The following is a 16,871-nucleotide window of genomic DNA, read 5'->3' as shown; positions in this document are numbered from 1 at the left end:
TCCATTTAAAAAATACAAAACTCCAATATCAATGACTTCCCCATAAATGAGGAGGTTTGCCACACCAATCATAGTGTTTACTAGGCTCATGCCTGACAAGTGGTGCAAACGTATTTCTACTCCCACCTTTTTTACCTAAAATTAGGCTGTCGGCATATCAGGTTGATTGACTTCAACCTTAGCAACAGAAGCTTGTTCTATTACCATCGAAGGGTCAGATTGAGAAACAAACTCAATGCCTTTGCGATGTATGTTCATTGCACCGATACGATCATCATTTGATTGATAATGACAACGCTTACAATCAAAGTGATGCTTTTTCTTATCACGATTTGATTTTTCACGGTTTCCACATTTCGGGCAAGTTTGTGATGTATATTTGGGGCCAATCAAAATAACGGATTGACCGTTTTCTTTGGCTTTATAGCAGAGTAATTTCTTAAACTGATAAAACGCCCACGATACACTGACATAACGGTTTTTTAGACGCACATTTTCGGTTGCCTGTCTTACCCCTGTCAAATCCTCAAGAACAAATACTGTGCCTTTGGGATGCTTTTGAGTGAGTGCCTTTGTGATCTGATGGTTAACATCAATCATATAACGGTTTTCTCGACTCCCAATCTGCTTTAGACGATGCCTTGCAGACGAAGTTTGTTTCTCCTGTAATGATTTGCGGAGTGCTTTAAACACACCACGCTTATGTTTAACTATTCCACCTCGATAAAAGTCAGTTTTTCCTTTGCTGTCGTAAGTGGTCGCAAGGTGATTGATGCCAAGATCAATACCAACCACATTAGTAACATCATCAATTGTTAAAGCAGGAGCTTCCTTGCTTATTGGGATGTGTAAAAACCATTTCCCCAATTTATTGACCACCTTCGCAGAGCCAAATTTAGCTTTGGCTTTCTGAAATTGACTTAAAGGTTTTTTAGCGAAATTTACCTTGATGCGCCCTGAACTTACACCCAACGAAAGCTGATTACCTACAATTGAGTAATCACGATTCCATACGAGGTCATAATCCTTACCGCTAAATTTCACCAATGACCAATCATGACCATTAGACTTAGCAGACTTATATCGAGCAACAACGGTTTTAATCACAGACTGAGTAAATTGGGCTTTTGTGCCTAATTCAGACCGCATTTGTTCATAAACAAGGTGGTGTAATTTAACTTGATTGAGAACTTTATTTTGAAAAACTTTTTTTGATAACCAATTACAAGCAAGCGAATACAGCTCAAACATTTTTTAAGCTCAATAACTTGTCGCTTGTTTGGGAGTATCTGCACTTTAGCAGTTATCACTAGGGTATCATTTTTCATAACTCTATTATTTTTTAAAATGTTTTGAAAAACAAGTTTATTGGACTTATATTTTAAAAAATCTTCCGTTTCCTCCCCCTAAACAGAGGTGGTTTCCACGGAGAAACTCGATGAACTGATTCAACGTGCCGATGCCGCTCTGTATAAAGCCAAACAAAGTGGACGCAATAATGTTCAGCAAGATATAGCGTCTGGTGAGAAAGCAGTGTCTTAAATTTAAGCAAAATATTTTTCAGCTGAAAATTTATTTTAAATAATGAGATTAATTGCTGCACAAACATATTCTAAAAATTTATAAATAAAATTACTTATTTATATTGGTCTAAATTTTAACAAATAGTAAAAAAATTAGCCTTTTTGCTAGGTCAAGCGTATTTTCTGCCTAAATTTTTAAAAAATTTAGGCAATACAAGAGTATGATGTGCTCAATTTAGCTTTTGAGTGCTCGCTTAATGTCCAATTGGTTTCCCAAATGGCGCCCTTATGAAGGCAACATTGATGCCCGTCCTGTAGGTACCAATGAGTATCTACCTCCAGCACAGACCGTTGTACTGGGAATACAACACGCATTTGCCATGTTTGGTGCCACTGTACTTGCACCTTTTTTAATGGGCTTTGATCCGAACCTTGCCATTTTAATGTCAGGGATTTGTACCATCCTGTTCTTTTTCATGACAGGTGGGCGTGTTCCAAGTTATTTAGGCTCAAGCTTTGCCTTTATTGGGGTGGTGATTGCTGCCACAGGCTATGCAGGCGCAGCAGGCGGTTTAAATGCCAATATTGGGGTTGCGGCAGGCGGGATTATTGCCTGCGGTATTTTATATGCCCTGATTGGCTTTTTGGTGATGGCTACTGGCACCCGCTGGATTGAAAAATTAATGCCACCTGTGGTGACAGGTGCGGTGGTGATGATCATTGGTTTAAACCTTGCTCCTGTCACGGTCAAAGCGGTTGCAGGCAATCCATTTAATATGTGGATGGCCTTGGTGACTGTGCTATGTATGGGCATGATTGCCGTATTTACCAAAGGTTTACTGCAACGCCTCTTGCTCCTGATTGGCTTGCTCATATCGTATCTGATCTATTTTGTAGTCACCAATGTCATGGGTTGGGGGACGCCAATTAACTTCGCACCGATTCAGCAAGCCGCTTGGTTTGGCGTACCAGACTTTCATGCGCCTGTATTTGATGTGAATGCCATGCTGATTATTGCCCCAATTGCCTTCATTTTGGTGGCAGAGAACTTGGGACACATTAAAGCAGTAGGTGCCATGACTGGTGAAAACCTCGATCCACACATTGGTAAAGCCTTTGTAGCCGATGGTGTTGCCACAACCCTTGCAGGTGGTGTCGGTGCACCGGGTATGACTACCTATGGTGAAAACATTGGGGTGATGGCTGTTACCCGCGTGTATTCCACGATTATTTTTGTGGTGGCGGGGGTCTTTGCTATTTTCCTTGGCTTATCACCAAAATTTGGGGCAATCATCCATACCATTCCTACCGCCATTTTAACGGGCGCTTCGATTGTGGTATTTGGTTTGATTACCATTGCTGGCGCGAAAATCTGGATTGAAAACAAAGTCGATTTTTCTAAAAACAAAAATCTGATGGTGGCTGCCGTGACCATTATTTTAGGAACGGGTGACTTTGCGTTGCAATTGGGCAGCTTTAACTTGGGCGGGATTGGGACAGCAACTTTTGCAGCCTTGTTCCTGAACTGGTTCTTTAGTTTGCGTGATCCCTCTTAATCAGAACTTGCGGTCATTTGCTTGAACCTAAGCAAATGCCGAAACAATGCAAAAAGACCGAACAACAGTGATTGTTCGGTCTTTTTTACCTCAAACGGTCTGTCTAGAATGAACCGTTTTTAAGAGATAATGCTTTTACTTGGCTTATTTCTGTTTTTTAAGCTCTTGCTTAAGTTGCTTCAATTTGCCTTTATGTTTTGAAATCTTTTTCAAACGTGCTTTGATTTGTTGCTTCAAAGATTTAACTTGCTTAGCCATGGTATTACTCCTTAGTAAGGCTATTCGTTGCCATTGTGTTGTTTCACAAAACTACGAATAAATTTTCTTAATTCACGAGCAGCACTAGTATCAAGTTCTTCACATAAACGAATAAATTCATCACGTTCAGTACTATTAATACGAATTAAAAGTTGTCCATCTTTCTTGCCTGTCTTTATTTTTTTGATTTGCTCGTTCATTGCTGATCTCTCCAAAATAAAGACTGCTTTGCAAAAGATGTATATACAATATATATACTTTTTAAAATAAAGCAAACTTACAATTTTAAAAAATGTAATAAAATCATATTCTTTTTTTTACCAATACTTTTTAAAAACCCAGCAAAGCCAAGACAGGCAAGGCTTTGCGCTTAAAACCACCTGCAGAAAAAATAAGCAAATTATTTTTAAAAATTATGCTTTGAATACCAAGATGGCATATAAATACGCGGTTTTACCGCAAAAACGCAAAGTTTGGGCTGCGTTTGAAGCATCGCCCAAACTTAGGGATAGATCAATTAAGGACGGAATTCTTTTAATTCACGCTGAATAAAATGCTGAATCATATCGTGATACAAACGCTCGACCATGTCAGGATCGACTGCATGTTGCACAGCCAAAGTACGGACTTTTTCAATCACTTCTTTCACGCGCTGCGGTGACTGTACATCTTCCACAGTCTGTTTATGGCGCATGGCCTGATCGACATAAAACTGACGCGATGCAATCAGTTCAATTAAAGCCACATCAATTTGGTCTATTTTGTCACGTGCTTGTTGTAATGAGTTTACTTTTTCATTGTTCATGGGCTTGGGCTACACTTTCAGTTTCGGTTTCGTTTTCACTCTTATACTTTTCTTCTAACACATTACTGAAAATACTTTCAATCATCCACACCCGATATAAGCTGTTAAACACGTAGCTTTGCCCATCTATGCGCAATTCCAACACAGGAAAATCGGGCTGAGATTTCATTTCACACAGCATATCGTTTTCTTTGAGCAACTCGGTCACATCGGCTGTGGTCAGTTGATCTAACTCCAGTTCACGCTGCATACGCTCAAAATGCGCTTTAAAGGATAAATCCTGTCCCCTCGTCCATACCGCCTGCAAAATGCGATACATGGCATCCACACGCTGTTCTTCAGGCGCACTGTAATACAGTTGTGCCATTTGATAAGTCGCCTGCTCAGTCGGGCGGCAAAACGGCGTAAACGCAACATCAGTACGTTTAGATAAACGTGTTGCCAAACTCCAGTCAAACCAGTCGCGTCCATGATAAGACAAGGGATACACATTCAAATGGATATTGTAATAGGCAGCTAATTCTTCTTTGATATACGCCAATAACAACCAAGAAATCGGGTCTTCCAGTGCAATATACAAATCCAGTTCAGGGTCGAGTGCCTGAATTTCATTAAGTTCTTCGGCATCACTAATTAAATGTTCTCGCCATTCAATGTGATTGATCAAGAAAATAGGATTATCGGTGAGTAATTTTTGTTGTTTTAAACGGCGTGTCAAACGCAATAAATCATCGACCGCATGATATTTACGTCCACCAAACTCAAAATAACTGGCCAATACAGGTGCATCATCAAAAACCCGTTCAGGAAAATCCTGAATTTGATGATGACGGCTGGACATGGCATATAAAGTGCGTAATTTACCCGACTGCTTTTGCCACAGCATGTGAAACACATCTTCGAGTAAATACAAGAAATCCTGACCACGTAACGGCGTATGCCGCAAAATAGCTTCTGCCTGCATTAAGGCCTCTGCAGTCGGTGGTTCAGGGCTATCGTGAAAACTAAAACGGTGTTGTTTGGCAAGAATTTGTGCATCTTGAATACAATAATTTTGCCATTCTGCAGCCGACATTTGATTCGGTGCATCGCCACTTTGCCGCGAAATCACCACGGTTAAAGGTTTTAATTCATCGGCCAGAATATCTTCTAATTGCGGCAACTGCTGTACCGCCAAATAGCTATATACATCATCTAGACGTAAATACACACTCAGTCCGTGTTCCGTGGGCAACACCGCTTGCCGAGATGGTTTTTGATAAAACCAACTCGATCTGATCGGATCGAACCAACGGCGTAACAGTGACATGAGATCAGCCTCTAAAAAGAAAATCCTTGTGGTTTGGGGACAAGCCACATGCAAATCATGTGCGCTCGTCCTTCAATAGTACACAAGGATTTATATCAATTCATATAAAAATGATCAATTAGACCTCTAAATTCAGATCAGTCACTGCACCTTTTTCTGCACCCGATGCCAATTTAGCAAATTTCGCCAATGCACCATGGGTATAGTTTGGCTTTGGTTTGACCCATGCCGCTTTACGTGCTGCCATTTCCTCTTCCGACACATGCCAAGTCATTTCACGGGTTTCGGCATTAATCGAAATTTTATCGCCATTTTTCACCAGACCAATTGGCCCGCCTTCATACGCTTCTGGGGTCACATGCCCAATCACAAAACCGTGACTGCCACCCGAAAAACGTCCATCGGTAATTAACGCGACTGAATTACCCAAACCTTTGCCAATAATTGCAGAAGTTGGTTTCAGCATTTCTGGCATACCCGGGCCACCTTTAGGGCCTTCACCACGAATCACCACCACTTCACCTTCTTGCACTTCACCATCTAAAATGCCGCGCATCGCGCCAATTTCACCTTCAAAAACGCGTGCAGGGCCTTCAAAATACAAGCCTTCTTTGCCTGTAATTTTTGCCACTGCGCCCGTAGGTGATAAGTTGCCTTTTAAAACCACCAAGTGTGAATCTTTTTTGATTGGCGCATCAAACGGTAAAATAATTTGCTGACCTTCAGGATAATCAGCAACATCGGCCAAGTTTTCTGCCAAAGTTTTACCTGTAACCGTTAAGCAAGAACCATCGAGCATGCCTGCATCTAACATACGTTTCATCAATGGTTGAATGCCGCCAATGGCAATCAGCTCCGACATTAAATACTTGCCCGATGGACGTACATCGGCCACCACTGGAGTTTCCTGACCAATACGCACGAAATCATCTAGTGTCAGTTCAACCCCTGCAGAATGTGCCATGGCAATTAAATGCAGTACACCATTGGTCGATCCACCCAAAGCAATCAGCACTTTAATGGCATTTTCAAAGGCAGATTTGGTCATAATGTCACGTGGTTTAATATCCAGACGTAACAGATTCATGACCGCTTCGCCTGCACGTTGGCAGTCATCCATTTTATCTTGAGAAACAGCTTCTTGTGCCGAAGACCCTGGTAAACTCATGCCCAATGCTTCAATGGCCGATGCCATAGAGTTCGCGGTGTACATGCCACCACAAGAGCCTGCACCTGGCAAAGCCACTTCTTCAATTTGTTTGACCTGAATTTCGTTAATTTCACCTTTGGCATGCTGACCCACGGCTTCAAACACCGAAATAATATCGGTATGTCCTGCACCCGGTTTGATGGTGCCACCATACACAAACAAGCCTGGACGGTTTAAACGTGCCAGTCCCATAATGCAGCCTGGCATGTTTTTGTCACAGCCACCAATGGCAATTACACCATCATAAGCCTGACAACCCACCACCGCTTCAATTGAGTCGGCAATGATTTCACGTGAAACCAGTGAATATTTCATGCCTTCGGTGCCGTTAGAAATACCGTCTGAAATGGTGATGGTATTGAAAATAATACCTTTACCACCAGCCTGATTTACGCCTGTTTCTGCTTCGCGCGCCAAGCCGTCAATGTGCATATTACACGGTGTGACATTGGCCCAAGTCGATGCAATTCCAATAAATGGACGAGTAAAATCTTCATCCTTAAAACCCACCGCACGCATCATGGAACGTGCAGGTGCATTTTCAATGCCTTCATAGACTTCGGCTGAATGTTCGCGGATATTCTGTTTACTCATGGCTGATTCCTTAGCAAGATGGGTGAAATGACGTATTCATCATGACAATTTATTTTTCATTGTATCGAAAGCAGGCAGGATGTAAACGAAAATGCCTGTCTAATTTCATCGCTCAAATTTGCTGCGATACTGACATCGCTCATTGCAGACACATAAAAAAGCACCCCAATTTTGGAGTGCTTTTTTGTAGCAGCTTAAATTGCCAAGTACTGCTTAGATTTCACGTACCGCACCTTTTGCCGCACTGGTGGTATGCATGGCATAAGCTTTCAACGCTTTAGAAATTTTACGTGGACGTTCTTCTGCAGGATGCCAGCCTTTAGCTTCTTGCGCTTCACGACGTGCCGCCATAGTTGCGTCATCTACCGCCAAGTGAATGCTGCGGTTTGGAATATCAATTTCGATACGGTCACCATCTTCAACCAGACCAATCGCACCACCTTCAGCCGCTTCTGGAGAAACGTGACCAATTGAAAGACCTGAAGAACCGCCCGAGAAACGACCATCGGTCAGTAAGGCACATTCTTTGCCTAAACCTTTCGATTTCAAATAGCTGGTTGGATAGAGCATTTCTTGCATACCTGGGCCACCACGTGGGCCTTCGTAGCGAATCACCACCACATCACCCGCTGTGATTTTACCGCCCAAAATCGCGTCTACAGCAGCATCCTGACTTTCAAAAACACGTGCTGTGCCGTTGAATTTCAAAATGGAATCATCCACCCCTGCAGTTTTTACAATACAGCCATCTAAAGCAATATTGCCGTAAAGTACCGCCAAACCACCATCTTTAGAGAAAGCGTGTTCTGCATTACGAATCACACCATTGTCACGGTCACCATCTAAACGTGAATAGTAACGGTCTTGTGAGAATGCTGTTTGGGTGGGTACGCCGCCCGGTGCAGAACGGAAGAACTGGTAAACGTCTTCATTTTCGGTACGGATGATGTCCCATTTATCCAAAGCATCTTTTAAAGTCGCTTCGTGAACTGTGCCTACTGAAGTGTCCAATAAACCTGCGCGATCCAGCTCGCCTAAAATAGACATAATGCCACCCGCACGGTGTACATCTTCCATGTGAACATCTTGTTTTGCAGGCGCTACTTTACATAGTACAGGCACTTTACGTGATAAACGGTCAATGTCATCCATGGTGAAATCCACACCTGCCTCATTGGCAGCCGCCAACAAGTGCAGTACGGTGTTGGTTGAACCGCCCATGGCAATGTCCAACGTCATAGCATTTTCATAAGATGCTTTGGTTGCAATTGAACGTGGCAATACGCTGTAATCGTCTTGTTCATAATGGCGTTTGGCCAATTCCACAATCAACTGACCTGCTTTATCAAACAGTTTTTTACGGTTGGCGTGAGTTGCTACAATTGAACCGTTGCCCGGTAAAGATAAACCTAGAGCTTCTGTTAAGCAGTTCATTGAGTTTGCAGTGAACATCCCTGAGCATGAACCACAAGTTGGACATGCAGAACGCTCATATTCAGCAACTTCTTCATCCGTATAGTTGTCATCTGCCGCCACAATCATCGCGTCAATCAAGTCAATCGCGTGTTCATTGCCACGAATTTTGACTTTACCTGCTTCCATTGGGCCGCCAGACACAAACACCACTGGAATGTTCAGGCGCATGGCAGCCATCAGCATCCCTGGTGTGATTTTGTCACAGTTGGATATACACACCATTGCATCGGCGCAGTGTGCGCTGACCATGTATTCTACCGAGTCGGCAATCAAGTCACGCGATGGCAATGAATACAACATGCCGTCATGACCCATGGCAATCCCGTCATCTACAGCAATGGTGTTAAATTCTTTGGCAACACCACCTGCCGCCTGAATTTGCTCTGCCACCATTTGACCGAGGTCTTTTAAATGCACATGGCCAGGTACAAATTGGGTAAATGAGTTGACCACCGCAATAATCGGCTTACCGAAATCTTCGTCTTTCATACCCGTTGCACGCCATAAGCCGCGTGCACCCGCCATATTTCTTCCGTGTGTCGATGTTTTTGAACGATAGTCAGGCATTATAAAGTTCCAACTTGGTTGTGCTGAAATGAATCTGAAATTCATTCTGGCGAAATAATACTGTTTGCAAGATCTGTATCACTGCAAAATAGTTTAAGAGTCTTTCTATTTTACTACAGCTTGAGGTAGTAAGGCTGCTGCTTTACCAACTTTATGATGGATAAAAAGTGACGAGAACCCACAGCACCTTGTTGATCATACTGAATGCAATACAAAACTTTCATGAATAATTTTTAAATTTTGCATTACTAATTTTTATCATAATAATTTATAGCACAGAACAGCCGCAGAGGGGATTTGTTACATCCCTTTCCGACCTTTGAGCTGCAATTTGTTATAATTGCTGCGTTATCTATTTACATGGGTTGATTTCCATTGAAAATCGTTTTTGCGGGTACGCCTGAATTCGCTGCAAGTGCTTTGGCAGCACTCCTGAACACTGAACATGACATTGTCGCGGTCTACACTCAGCCTGACCGTAAAGCGGGACGTGGGCAAAAACTCACTGCTTCAGCGGTTAAACAATTGGCACTGCAACACGATCTTCCTGTCTATCAACCTTTGCATTTTAAATCATCTACTGAAGAAGGTTTAGCGGCCCAACAAGAATTGGCTGCCCTGAATGCCGATGTGATGGTGGTTGCGGCCTATGGTTTAATCTTGCCGCAAGTGGTTTTAGATACTCCTAAATATGGCTGCTTGAATATTCACGGTTCGTTATTGCCACGTTGGCGTGGTGCAGCGCCGATTCAGCGCGCGATTGCCACAGGTGATACCGAAACAGGCATCACCATTATGAAAATGGCTGCAGGCTTAGATACGGGCGATATGATGTATAAAACCCTATGCCCAATTACTGCCACAGACACCTCTGCCACTTTACATGACAAACTGGCGCAGCAAGGTGCCAAAGCAATTGTTGAAGTACTGGCTTCAGAGCAAAAATTGCAAGACTATTTGGCTGCGCGTGAAGTGCAAGATGAAGCCTTGACGGTCTATGCACACAAATTGACCAAAGCCGAAGCACAAATTGACTGGTCACAAACTGCAGCCGAAATTGACCGTAATATCCGTGCCTTTAACCCGTGGCCGGTGGCGTTTATCCCTTTAGATGAAACACAAAACTTGCGCGTTTGGGGTTCAGCATTATCGGATGAATCTGCACAAGGCAAAGCTGCAGGCACAATTTTAAAACTGGACAAACAAGGCGTACACGTCGCTTGTGGCGATCAACAAGCGGTATGCTTAAGCTCGTTGCAATGGCCAGGCGCTAAACCGCTGAATCCTGTGCAAATCATTCAAACTCAAAAACTTCAAACAGGACAAGTTCTCGCATGAGCCATTCTGAATCAGGCAACTCACATTTGAACTTGCGTGCCCAAGTCATCCGTACGCTATTGGCTGTACAACAAGGGCAATCATTGGCGAGCGTTTTACCTGCACATTTAAGTAAAGTCGCAGAACGTGACCGCGCCTTGTTTCATGAACTGGTTTTGGGCACTTTGCGTCAATGGTATGCCCTAAAAAGCATTACTTTGCCGCTGTTGGTGAAACCACTCAACAATGAAACTGTTGAAACCTGTTTATATGTCGGCTTATATCAAGTGCTTTGTACTCGTGTAGCCAGTCATGCCGCAATTTCTGAAACCGTAACTGCAGCCAAACAATTGGGCTATCAAGCACTCAGCGGTGTGGTGAATGCAATTCTGCGTCGTGTTTCACGTGAAACATCGGAATTTCAAAAGGCTTTGGCGCAGGCACATGGTTTGCCAAGTTGGTTGTATAAACGTCTGAAAAAAGATTGGCCTGAACAACAAGAACAACTGACGCAAACTTTAAAGCAAACCGCGCCTCTGACTTTAAGAGTCAATACACGCCAAATCAGCCGCGATGACTATTTAGAAATTTTGCAGGAACAAGAGATTGCTGCAGAAGCTTGCACCGTGTCTGAAGTCGGTATTGTGATGCTGCAAAATGTGCACATTCCTGACTTACCTGGTTTTGATGAAGGCGTATTTTCCGTTCAGGATGAACATGCCCAACTGTGTGCAACGCTCTTGCCAAATTTAGATGGCAAAGTCGTGGTCGATGCCTGCGCAGCACCCGGCGGTAAAACAGCGCATCTGCTCGAAAAATTTCAGCCTAAAAAATTGATTGCCTTAGATCAGGATGCCAAACGTCTGTTACGTGTCAGCGAAAACCTAGAACGTCTGCAACTGAATCAAGAAGCGCAAGTTGAAATTTTGGCTGCCGATGCAACCACATGGAATGCCAGTGAAGCAGTGGACTGTATTGTATTGGATGCACCGTGTTCTGCAATTGGAGTCTTGCGTCGCCATCCAGATATTCGTTTGCTGCGTCAATCTAGCGATATTCAGCAAACGGTGGCATTACAGCAACAGATTTTGCAGCAGATGTGGCAGCAACTCAAAGTTGGTGGCACCTTGCTTTACATTACCTGCTCGGTTTTAAAAGCCGAAAATGAACAGCAAATGCAGCAATTCTTTGCCGAACATCAAAATGCCAAAGAAGTCAAAATTGAGGCAGATTGGGGCATTCCACAACTGTATGGACGCCAATTATTGCCGCAACAAGGACGCGGGGATGGTTTTTATTATTGTCGTATTGAAAAAACCGCCTAAGCTGTTTCTGTTTTAACGATTCTTCTCATTTAATAGCCTTTCCAAAAAAATAACCCTTGAATCAATCAAGGGTTAATTTAGGGTCTGTTGACACTTCGTCTATGTTTGCGACGACGCATATTTTTTAGCTGATATAAGGCATGGGACAGGAAATTTAGTCATTCTAAATGACTGGCACATAACGCAATAGCAGCAAAAAATATGCTTGTCCTTCGCTGCGCCTTGCGCTGCAAACAAAGCAGTGCTTGTTTTTGCTCAGGCTGTGCAATGCCTTACAACATTGCACTCGTTCAGTAAAATGCTTAGTCTTCAAGTTCATCTGGGTTTTTGATCAGGTGAATCATCGCCAAAACCAAACCACCCCAAAGTACCACTGTTGAAATAATCAACATCACCAATGCAGATGTATTCATCTTATTTCTCCGCTGCGTCGTGATCTTTTAAGCGGCTAAGCAATACCGCGCCAATAATAAAGAGCACCACGGTACCACCACCCACGGTGAGTAAAATGTGTAATGGATAACCACCATAGCCTTCTGCAAAAATAGATTTAAGGGTTAAACCTAAAGCCACGAGCAATGAAAGCGGCGTCACGATGGTTAACAGGAAATTCCAGCCCCAACCCAATTTAATGCTTGAGTATTGGTTAACGTGTTGCTGTAACTCTTTGAGCAATGGACGACGGAACCAAGTCACCAAAATGATCGACAATAAACCACCACCAACAATACCAATGTTGTTGGCAAAGTAGTCAATGATGTCGACAAAAGTAATCGCGCTGTGGGTAGAGAATAAAATGGTTGAAACAATAGCTGAACCACCCGCAATAATGGTTACTGCACGCTTACGCGACCAACCCAGCTTGTCTTGGAACGCAGCAATGGGCACTTGCAGAATACTCACCATTGAGGTCACCCCTGCAACCGTCAATGAAGCGAAGAATAAGAAACCAAATAAATCGCCACCTGCACCCAAGCTTGAAATGATTTTCGGGAATGCAATAAAGGCTAAACCAATACCGCCAGAAACCACTTCATCTACCGATGAACCTGCGCTGTACGCCATGAAACCAAGCGCAGCAAAAATACCAATACCCGCTAAAATTTCAAAAGATGAGTTTGCAAGTGCAACCACCAAGCCTGAACCAGTCAAGTTGGTTTTACGTTTTAGGTAAGATGAGTAGGTCAACATAATCCCGAAACCCACTGAAAGTGAGAAGAAGATATGACCAAAGGCAGCTAACCATACTTTATAGTTCGCCATCGCTTCCCAGTTAGGCGTAAAGAAAGCATTTAAGCCATCGACTGCACCCGGTAAACGTAACGCTTGAACCACAAGAATAGAGAATAAAATCACCAAAAGTGGCATAAAGATTTTATTTGACAGCTCAACCCCTTTTTTCACCCCGCCGTATAAAATGAACATCACCACCGTCCATACGATGACCAAGCCAATAAATAAAGTAGGTACAAAACCAAAGGCTAAGCCTTCACCATTTTGTAAGTAGCTTGTGAAAAAGAATTTTTCAGTGTCTGTTCCCCATTGCTGACCAATGGAATAGAACATATAACTACCTGCCCAAGACAATACGCTGGCATAGTAAATACCAATCAGTAAAGTCACCATCACCTGCCACCAGCCCAATGCTTCACTGTTCATGAGCTTTTTATAAGCGGTTGGTGGTGCTTTACGGTATTTATGTCCGACTGCATAGTCCAAAAACAGCAATGGCAAACCTGCGGCAAAGATCGCAATTAAATAAGGGATTAAAAATGCGCCGCCGCCATTTTCATAGGCAACATAAGGGAAACGCCAAATATTGCCCAACCCGACCGCAGAACCAATGGCTGCGATAATAAAGCCTGATCGCGCGGACCAACTCTCACGAGAATCTGTCATAGAACACCTAAACTTCAGGCTATTTTTTGCTGCTTGTTTTTTAATTCTGACCTTTTATATAAATAACTTGCTTTTTCATTAGCTTAAATTTACTTTATATAACGGTACTTTAGCGCACGCAAAAAATATCCTGCAAAAAATGAAAATCTGGGTGTTTGCTTTAGAGTCACACCTTTTGAGCATCAAATTCTAAAGGTCAAACAGCGAAATATTCGGAAAATCTTGCTTAAAGTCTTTGCCCAATATTGCGCTTTTGTATGGCTTAACAATACTCATTTTTGAACAATTTTTCTGTAAATTCTGCTTAGAAAGATGCTTTTTGTATGCATTTTTTTAATCAAACGTTCAAATTCCACTCCATTTTGACTTGATTTTTTGGTTATAAGTCATATAACTATTTGGAATGTAATGTTGGTGCTATTTGAGTTGTTTTACTTTTCATCTATTATAGCAGCGCTGTAGCTTATTATTCACCAAACCACAGCGCTGTAATCAATCATCTCAAAATTCAGAGTTAACTCATCCTTTCTCTTTATTTATAACGATGCATCATTAGATCAGATACTTAACGCTTAATTACCAATAAACGCTCTTCCTGCATATCCCGAATAGCAGATTGAATCCCTTCACGCCCTAAACCCGAATCTTTCACGCCACCATAAGGCATATTGTCCACACGGAACGATGGAATATCATTAATAATCACCCCACCAACTTGTAACTGATCCCATGCATACAGCATTTTTTCCAAGCTTTGTGTATAAATACCCGCCTGTAAACCAAAACGGCTTTGGTTAATATGTGTAATTCCTTGTTCAAAAGATGAATATTTTTCCAAAATGGCAACAGGGCCAAAAACTTCATCTTTATAAACTTCCAAGTTTGGATCGACCTGTTCCAATAAAGTCGGTTCAAACATCACACCTTTCAGCTCGCCACCTGCCAATATTTTTGCGCCTTTTTTCACCGCTTTATCAATCCACTTTTTCAAGCGCTGCGCTTCAGCTTCCTTAATCATTGGCCCGACCAAAGTGCTGTCTAAATCAGGATCTGCCGCTTTAATTTTCTTGAGCTGGCTCACAAGTTTCTTTTTCAGTTCGGCATATACGTCAGCATGCACCAAAATACGTTGCACACTAATACACACCTGCCCAGCATGATTATACGCACCACCAATTAAGCGATGAATCAATGCATCATTCAATTCAGTATCGGGTTCAATCATCACTGCTGCATTGCCGCCCAACTCTAGCGTTACTTTTTTGCGTCCTGCGCGGGCTTTCATATCCCAACCCACCACATCTGAACCAGTAAAACTGAGCAGTTTAAAGCGGTCATCTGTCACTAAAACATCAGCTTGTTCACGCTCACAAGGCAATACCGAAAACGCACCTTTAGGTAAATCTGTTTCTGCCAACACTTCTGCAATTTTCAATGCTGAAATAGGCGTGGCACTGGCAGGTTTTAATACAAAAGGACAACCTGCGGCAATCGCAGGTGCAATTTTATGTGCAGTTAAATTCAACGGAAAATTAAAAGGACTAATCAAAGACACGGTACCAATGGGTACATGCTTAACCATCCCTTGATAATTCGCAGCAGCAGCCGTCACTGCCAACGGCAAAATACGCCCTTCATCTAGTTGTGACACCGCATCTGCCGCAATTTGGAAGGTATTAATTAAACGCTCGACTTCTGCCATCGCAGCCAAACGTGGTTTTCCACCTTCGGCAATTAAAATTTCGACCAATTCTTCACGCATGTTTTGAAAACGCTGCACACAATGCAACAGAATTTTTTGTTTTTGAAAGGGCTGTAATTTTGCCATTTCAGCTTCTGCTTTTACGGCTGCACGAATGGCCTTTTCAATACTTTTTTCATCGGCAAGTGCAACACGCGCATATACTTTTTGAGAATATTTATGCTGAACGGCTAACCATTGCCCTGTTTCTACGGCTTTATTGGCAAGATAGAGCGGGTAATCGACAGGTGGATGGGTATTTTGCATACTGAAATCCTCTATTTTTGGCGCGAATTAGGCTATATTTTTACAAGAATTTTGATTCAAGAAAATGTATGATGCGCTAAGTTGGACAATATTTCACATGATTTTTTGTCACGAGAACATCACAACACTAAACCATTCATCCCAAATGATGATGAAAAATACTAGGGTTTATATGCTTACATTACAACGTTTTGCTTTAGCATGCAGTTTAATTGGTTGTTCAGCGGTTCATGCCGATATTATTGGGGTAAAAGCCAGTGTAGATTATTGGAAATATAGCGCAGACTGGAATCAGGCTCAGTTATCACCAAACTTAGATAACGATTTTGCCTTACCCTTTACTCTGGCAGTAGAACATCCTGTTCCTTTTTTACCCAATGCCAAAATTAAGCATGCCAATTTGCAGGCCGAAAGCGAGCAAAGCGCTGCTGGTGTAAAAATCAATCAACTAGATTTAGATTACTCAGACTTCATTTTATATTATGAAATTTTAGATAACATTGTTGCCGCAGATGTTGGATTTGGTGCCAAAGTACTTGAAGGCGACTTAAGATCGAATTTGTTTTCGACACAAGACGTCAGTGAAACTTTACCTATGCTGTATGCAGAAGCAGCGGTCAAATTACCATTTACAGGTTTAAGTGCCAAAGCTGAAGCTAACTATGCCAAAAATAGCGACAATGAAGTTCGTGATGCTCAGGCAGAAATTAAATATAACTTTATAGATGCCATTTTAGTCGATGTTGGTTTAAAAGCAGGTTATCGCATTTTAGATATTAAGCTCAATCAAGATTCCAATCAGGAAACTCAATTAGAGTTTAAAGGCCCATATTTAGGCTTAGAAGCACATTTCTAAATATTTGATATTTAAATAAATTTAAAACCCTTAAATTATGTTTAACCCGAATTACGGATAAGAAAAGCCCTTGAAAAAAAGGTAGTTAGAGCCATTTAGAAAGTTACGACACAACCCAAAGGCTCTAACTACCATGTACGATTTTACAGAAATTTTTTGTATTGTTGA

At 42.2% G+C, this 16,871-nt stretch carries 14 protein-coding genes; 5 read left to right on the top strand and 9 right to left on the bottom strand.

Annotated elements, in window-relative coordinates:
* Positions 1–141: 141 nt before the first annotated feature.
* The gene (locus FTV28_RS10430) at positions 142–1,251 is read right to left on the bottom strand and encodes an RNA-guided endonuclease TnpB family protein (protein WP_218944936.1); all 1,110 of its coding nucleotides are present in this window, start codon (positions 1,249–1,251) and stop codon (positions 142–144) included.
* Positions 1,252–1,416: 165 nt separating this feature from the next.
* Here FTV28_RS10430 and FTV28_RS10425 point away from each other — a divergent pair, with 165 nt between their 5' ends.
* Together FTV28_RS10425 and FTV28_RS10420 are read left to right on the top strand one after the other, a co-directional pair.
* The gene (locus tag FTV28_RS10425; RefSeq protein WP_179990369.1) at positions 1,417–1,542 is read left to right on the top strand and encodes a diguanylate cyclase; all 126 of its coding nucleotides are present in this window, start codon (positions 1,417–1,419) and stop codon (positions 1,540–1,542) included.
* Between the two features lie 238 nt (positions 1,543–1,780).
* A complete protein-coding gene (locus tag FTV28_RS10420) occupies positions 1,781–3,079 on the top strand; it encodes a solute carrier family 23 protein (protein WP_179990367.1) in 1,299 nt (432 codons plus the stop codon).
* A gap of 278 nt (positions 3,080–3,357) precedes the next feature.
* Here FTV28_RS10420 and FTV28_RS10415 read toward each other — a convergent pair whose 3' ends face one another.
* The 5 genes from FTV28_RS10415 to ilvD (FTV28_RS10395) all read right to left on the bottom strand — a co-directional run bounded on the left by FTV28_RS10415 (position 3,358) and on the right by ilvD (FTV28_RS10395) (position 9,298).
* Positions 3,358–3,537 carry a hypothetical protein gene (locus FTV28_RS10415; protein ID WP_004970356.1) on the bottom strand — a complete coding sequence of 60 codons (180 nt, stop codon included), beginning with the start codon at positions 3,535–3,537 and terminating at the stop codon, positions 3,358–3,360.
* Positions 3,538–3,854: 317 nt separating this feature from the next.
* Positions 3,855–4,142: a chorismate mutase gene (locus FTV28_RS10410; RefSeq protein ID WP_004970358.1), complete on the bottom strand. Its 288-nt coding sequence runs from the start codon at positions 4,140–4,142 to the stop codon at positions 3,855–3,857.
* Positions 4,132–5,451: a hypothetical protein gene (locus FTV28_RS10405; RefSeq protein ID WP_179990365.1), complete on the bottom strand. Its 1,320-nt coding sequence runs from the start codon at positions 5,449–5,451 to the stop codon at positions 4,132–4,134. Before FTV28_RS10405 ends, FTV28_RS10410 begins: the two co-directional genes overlap by 11 nt.
* A gap of 118 nt (positions 5,452–5,569) precedes the next feature.
* Positions 5,570–7,255, bottom strand: a complete 1,686-nt coding sequence (gene ilvD, locus FTV28_RS10400; RefSeq protein WP_004970362.1) for a dihydroxy-acid dehydratase — start codon at positions 7,253–7,255, stop codon at positions 5,570–5,572.
* A gap of 213 nt (positions 7,256–7,468) precedes the next feature.
* Positions 7,469–9,298, bottom strand: a complete 1,830-nt coding sequence (gene ilvD, locus FTV28_RS10395; RefSeq protein WP_019837334.1) for a dihydroxy-acid dehydratase — start codon at positions 9,296–9,298, stop codon at positions 7,469–7,471.
* Between the two features lie 375 nt (positions 9,299–9,673).
* Between ilvD (FTV28_RS10395) and fmt the strand changes: the two genes are divergently transcribed.
* Positions 9,674–10,636 carry a methionyl-tRNA formyltransferase gene (gene fmt, locus FTV28_RS10390; RefSeq protein WP_179990363.1) on the top strand — a complete coding sequence of 321 codons (963 nt, stop codon included), beginning with the start codon at positions 9,674–9,676 and terminating at the stop codon, positions 10,634–10,636.
* On the top strand, positions 10,633–11,940 hold the full coding sequence (gene rsmB, locus FTV28_RS10385; RefSeq protein ID WP_179990361.1) for a 16S rRNA (cytosine(967)-C(5))-methyltransferase RsmB: 1,308 nt from the start codon (positions 10,633–10,635) through the stop codon (positions 11,938–11,940). Before fmt ends, rsmB begins: the two co-directional genes overlap by 4 nt.
* Before the next feature lie 302 nt (positions 11,941–12,242).
* Here the strand turns inward: rsmB and FTV28_RS10380 are convergent, their stop codons facing one another.
* The 3 genes from FTV28_RS10380 to FTV28_RS10370 all read right to left on the bottom strand — a co-directional run bounded on the left by FTV28_RS10380 (position 12,243) and on the right by FTV28_RS10370 (position 15,847).
* On the bottom strand, positions 12,243–12,353 hold the full coding sequence (locus tag FTV28_RS10380; protein ID WP_004970370.1) for a methionine/alanine import family NSS transporter small subunit: 111 nt from the start codon (positions 12,351–12,353) through the stop codon (positions 12,243–12,245).
* A gap of 1 nt (position 12,354) precedes the next feature.
* A complete protein-coding gene (locus FTV28_RS10375) occupies positions 12,355–13,839 on the bottom strand; it encodes a sodium-dependent transporter (RefSeq protein ID WP_179990360.1) in 1,485 nt (494 codons plus the stop codon).
* 565 nt (positions 13,840–14,404) lie between these two features.
* Positions 14,405–15,847 (bottom strand): aldehyde dehydrogenase family protein, encoded by a 1,443-nt coding sequence (locus tag FTV28_RS10370; RefSeq protein ID WP_179990358.1) that lies wholly within the window; start codon positions 15,845–15,847, stop codon positions 14,405–14,407.
* Between the two features lie 172 nt (positions 15,848–16,019).
* Between FTV28_RS10370 and FTV28_RS10365 the strand changes: the two genes are divergently transcribed.
* On the top strand, positions 16,020–16,703 hold the full coding sequence (locus FTV28_RS10365; RefSeq protein WP_179990355.1) for a TIGR04219 family outer membrane beta-barrel protein: 684 nt from the start codon (positions 16,020–16,022) through the stop codon (positions 16,701–16,703).
* Positions 16,704–16,871 lie beyond the last annotated feature (168 nt).

The sequence above is a fragment of the Acinetobacter sp. YH12252 genome (assembly GCF_013417365.1).
Taxonomy (GTDB): domain Bacteria; phylum Pseudomonadota; class Gammaproteobacteria; order Pseudomonadales; family Moraxellaceae; genus Acinetobacter; species Acinetobacter towneri.
This window is presented reverse-complemented; position numbering and strand designations above follow the sequence as displayed.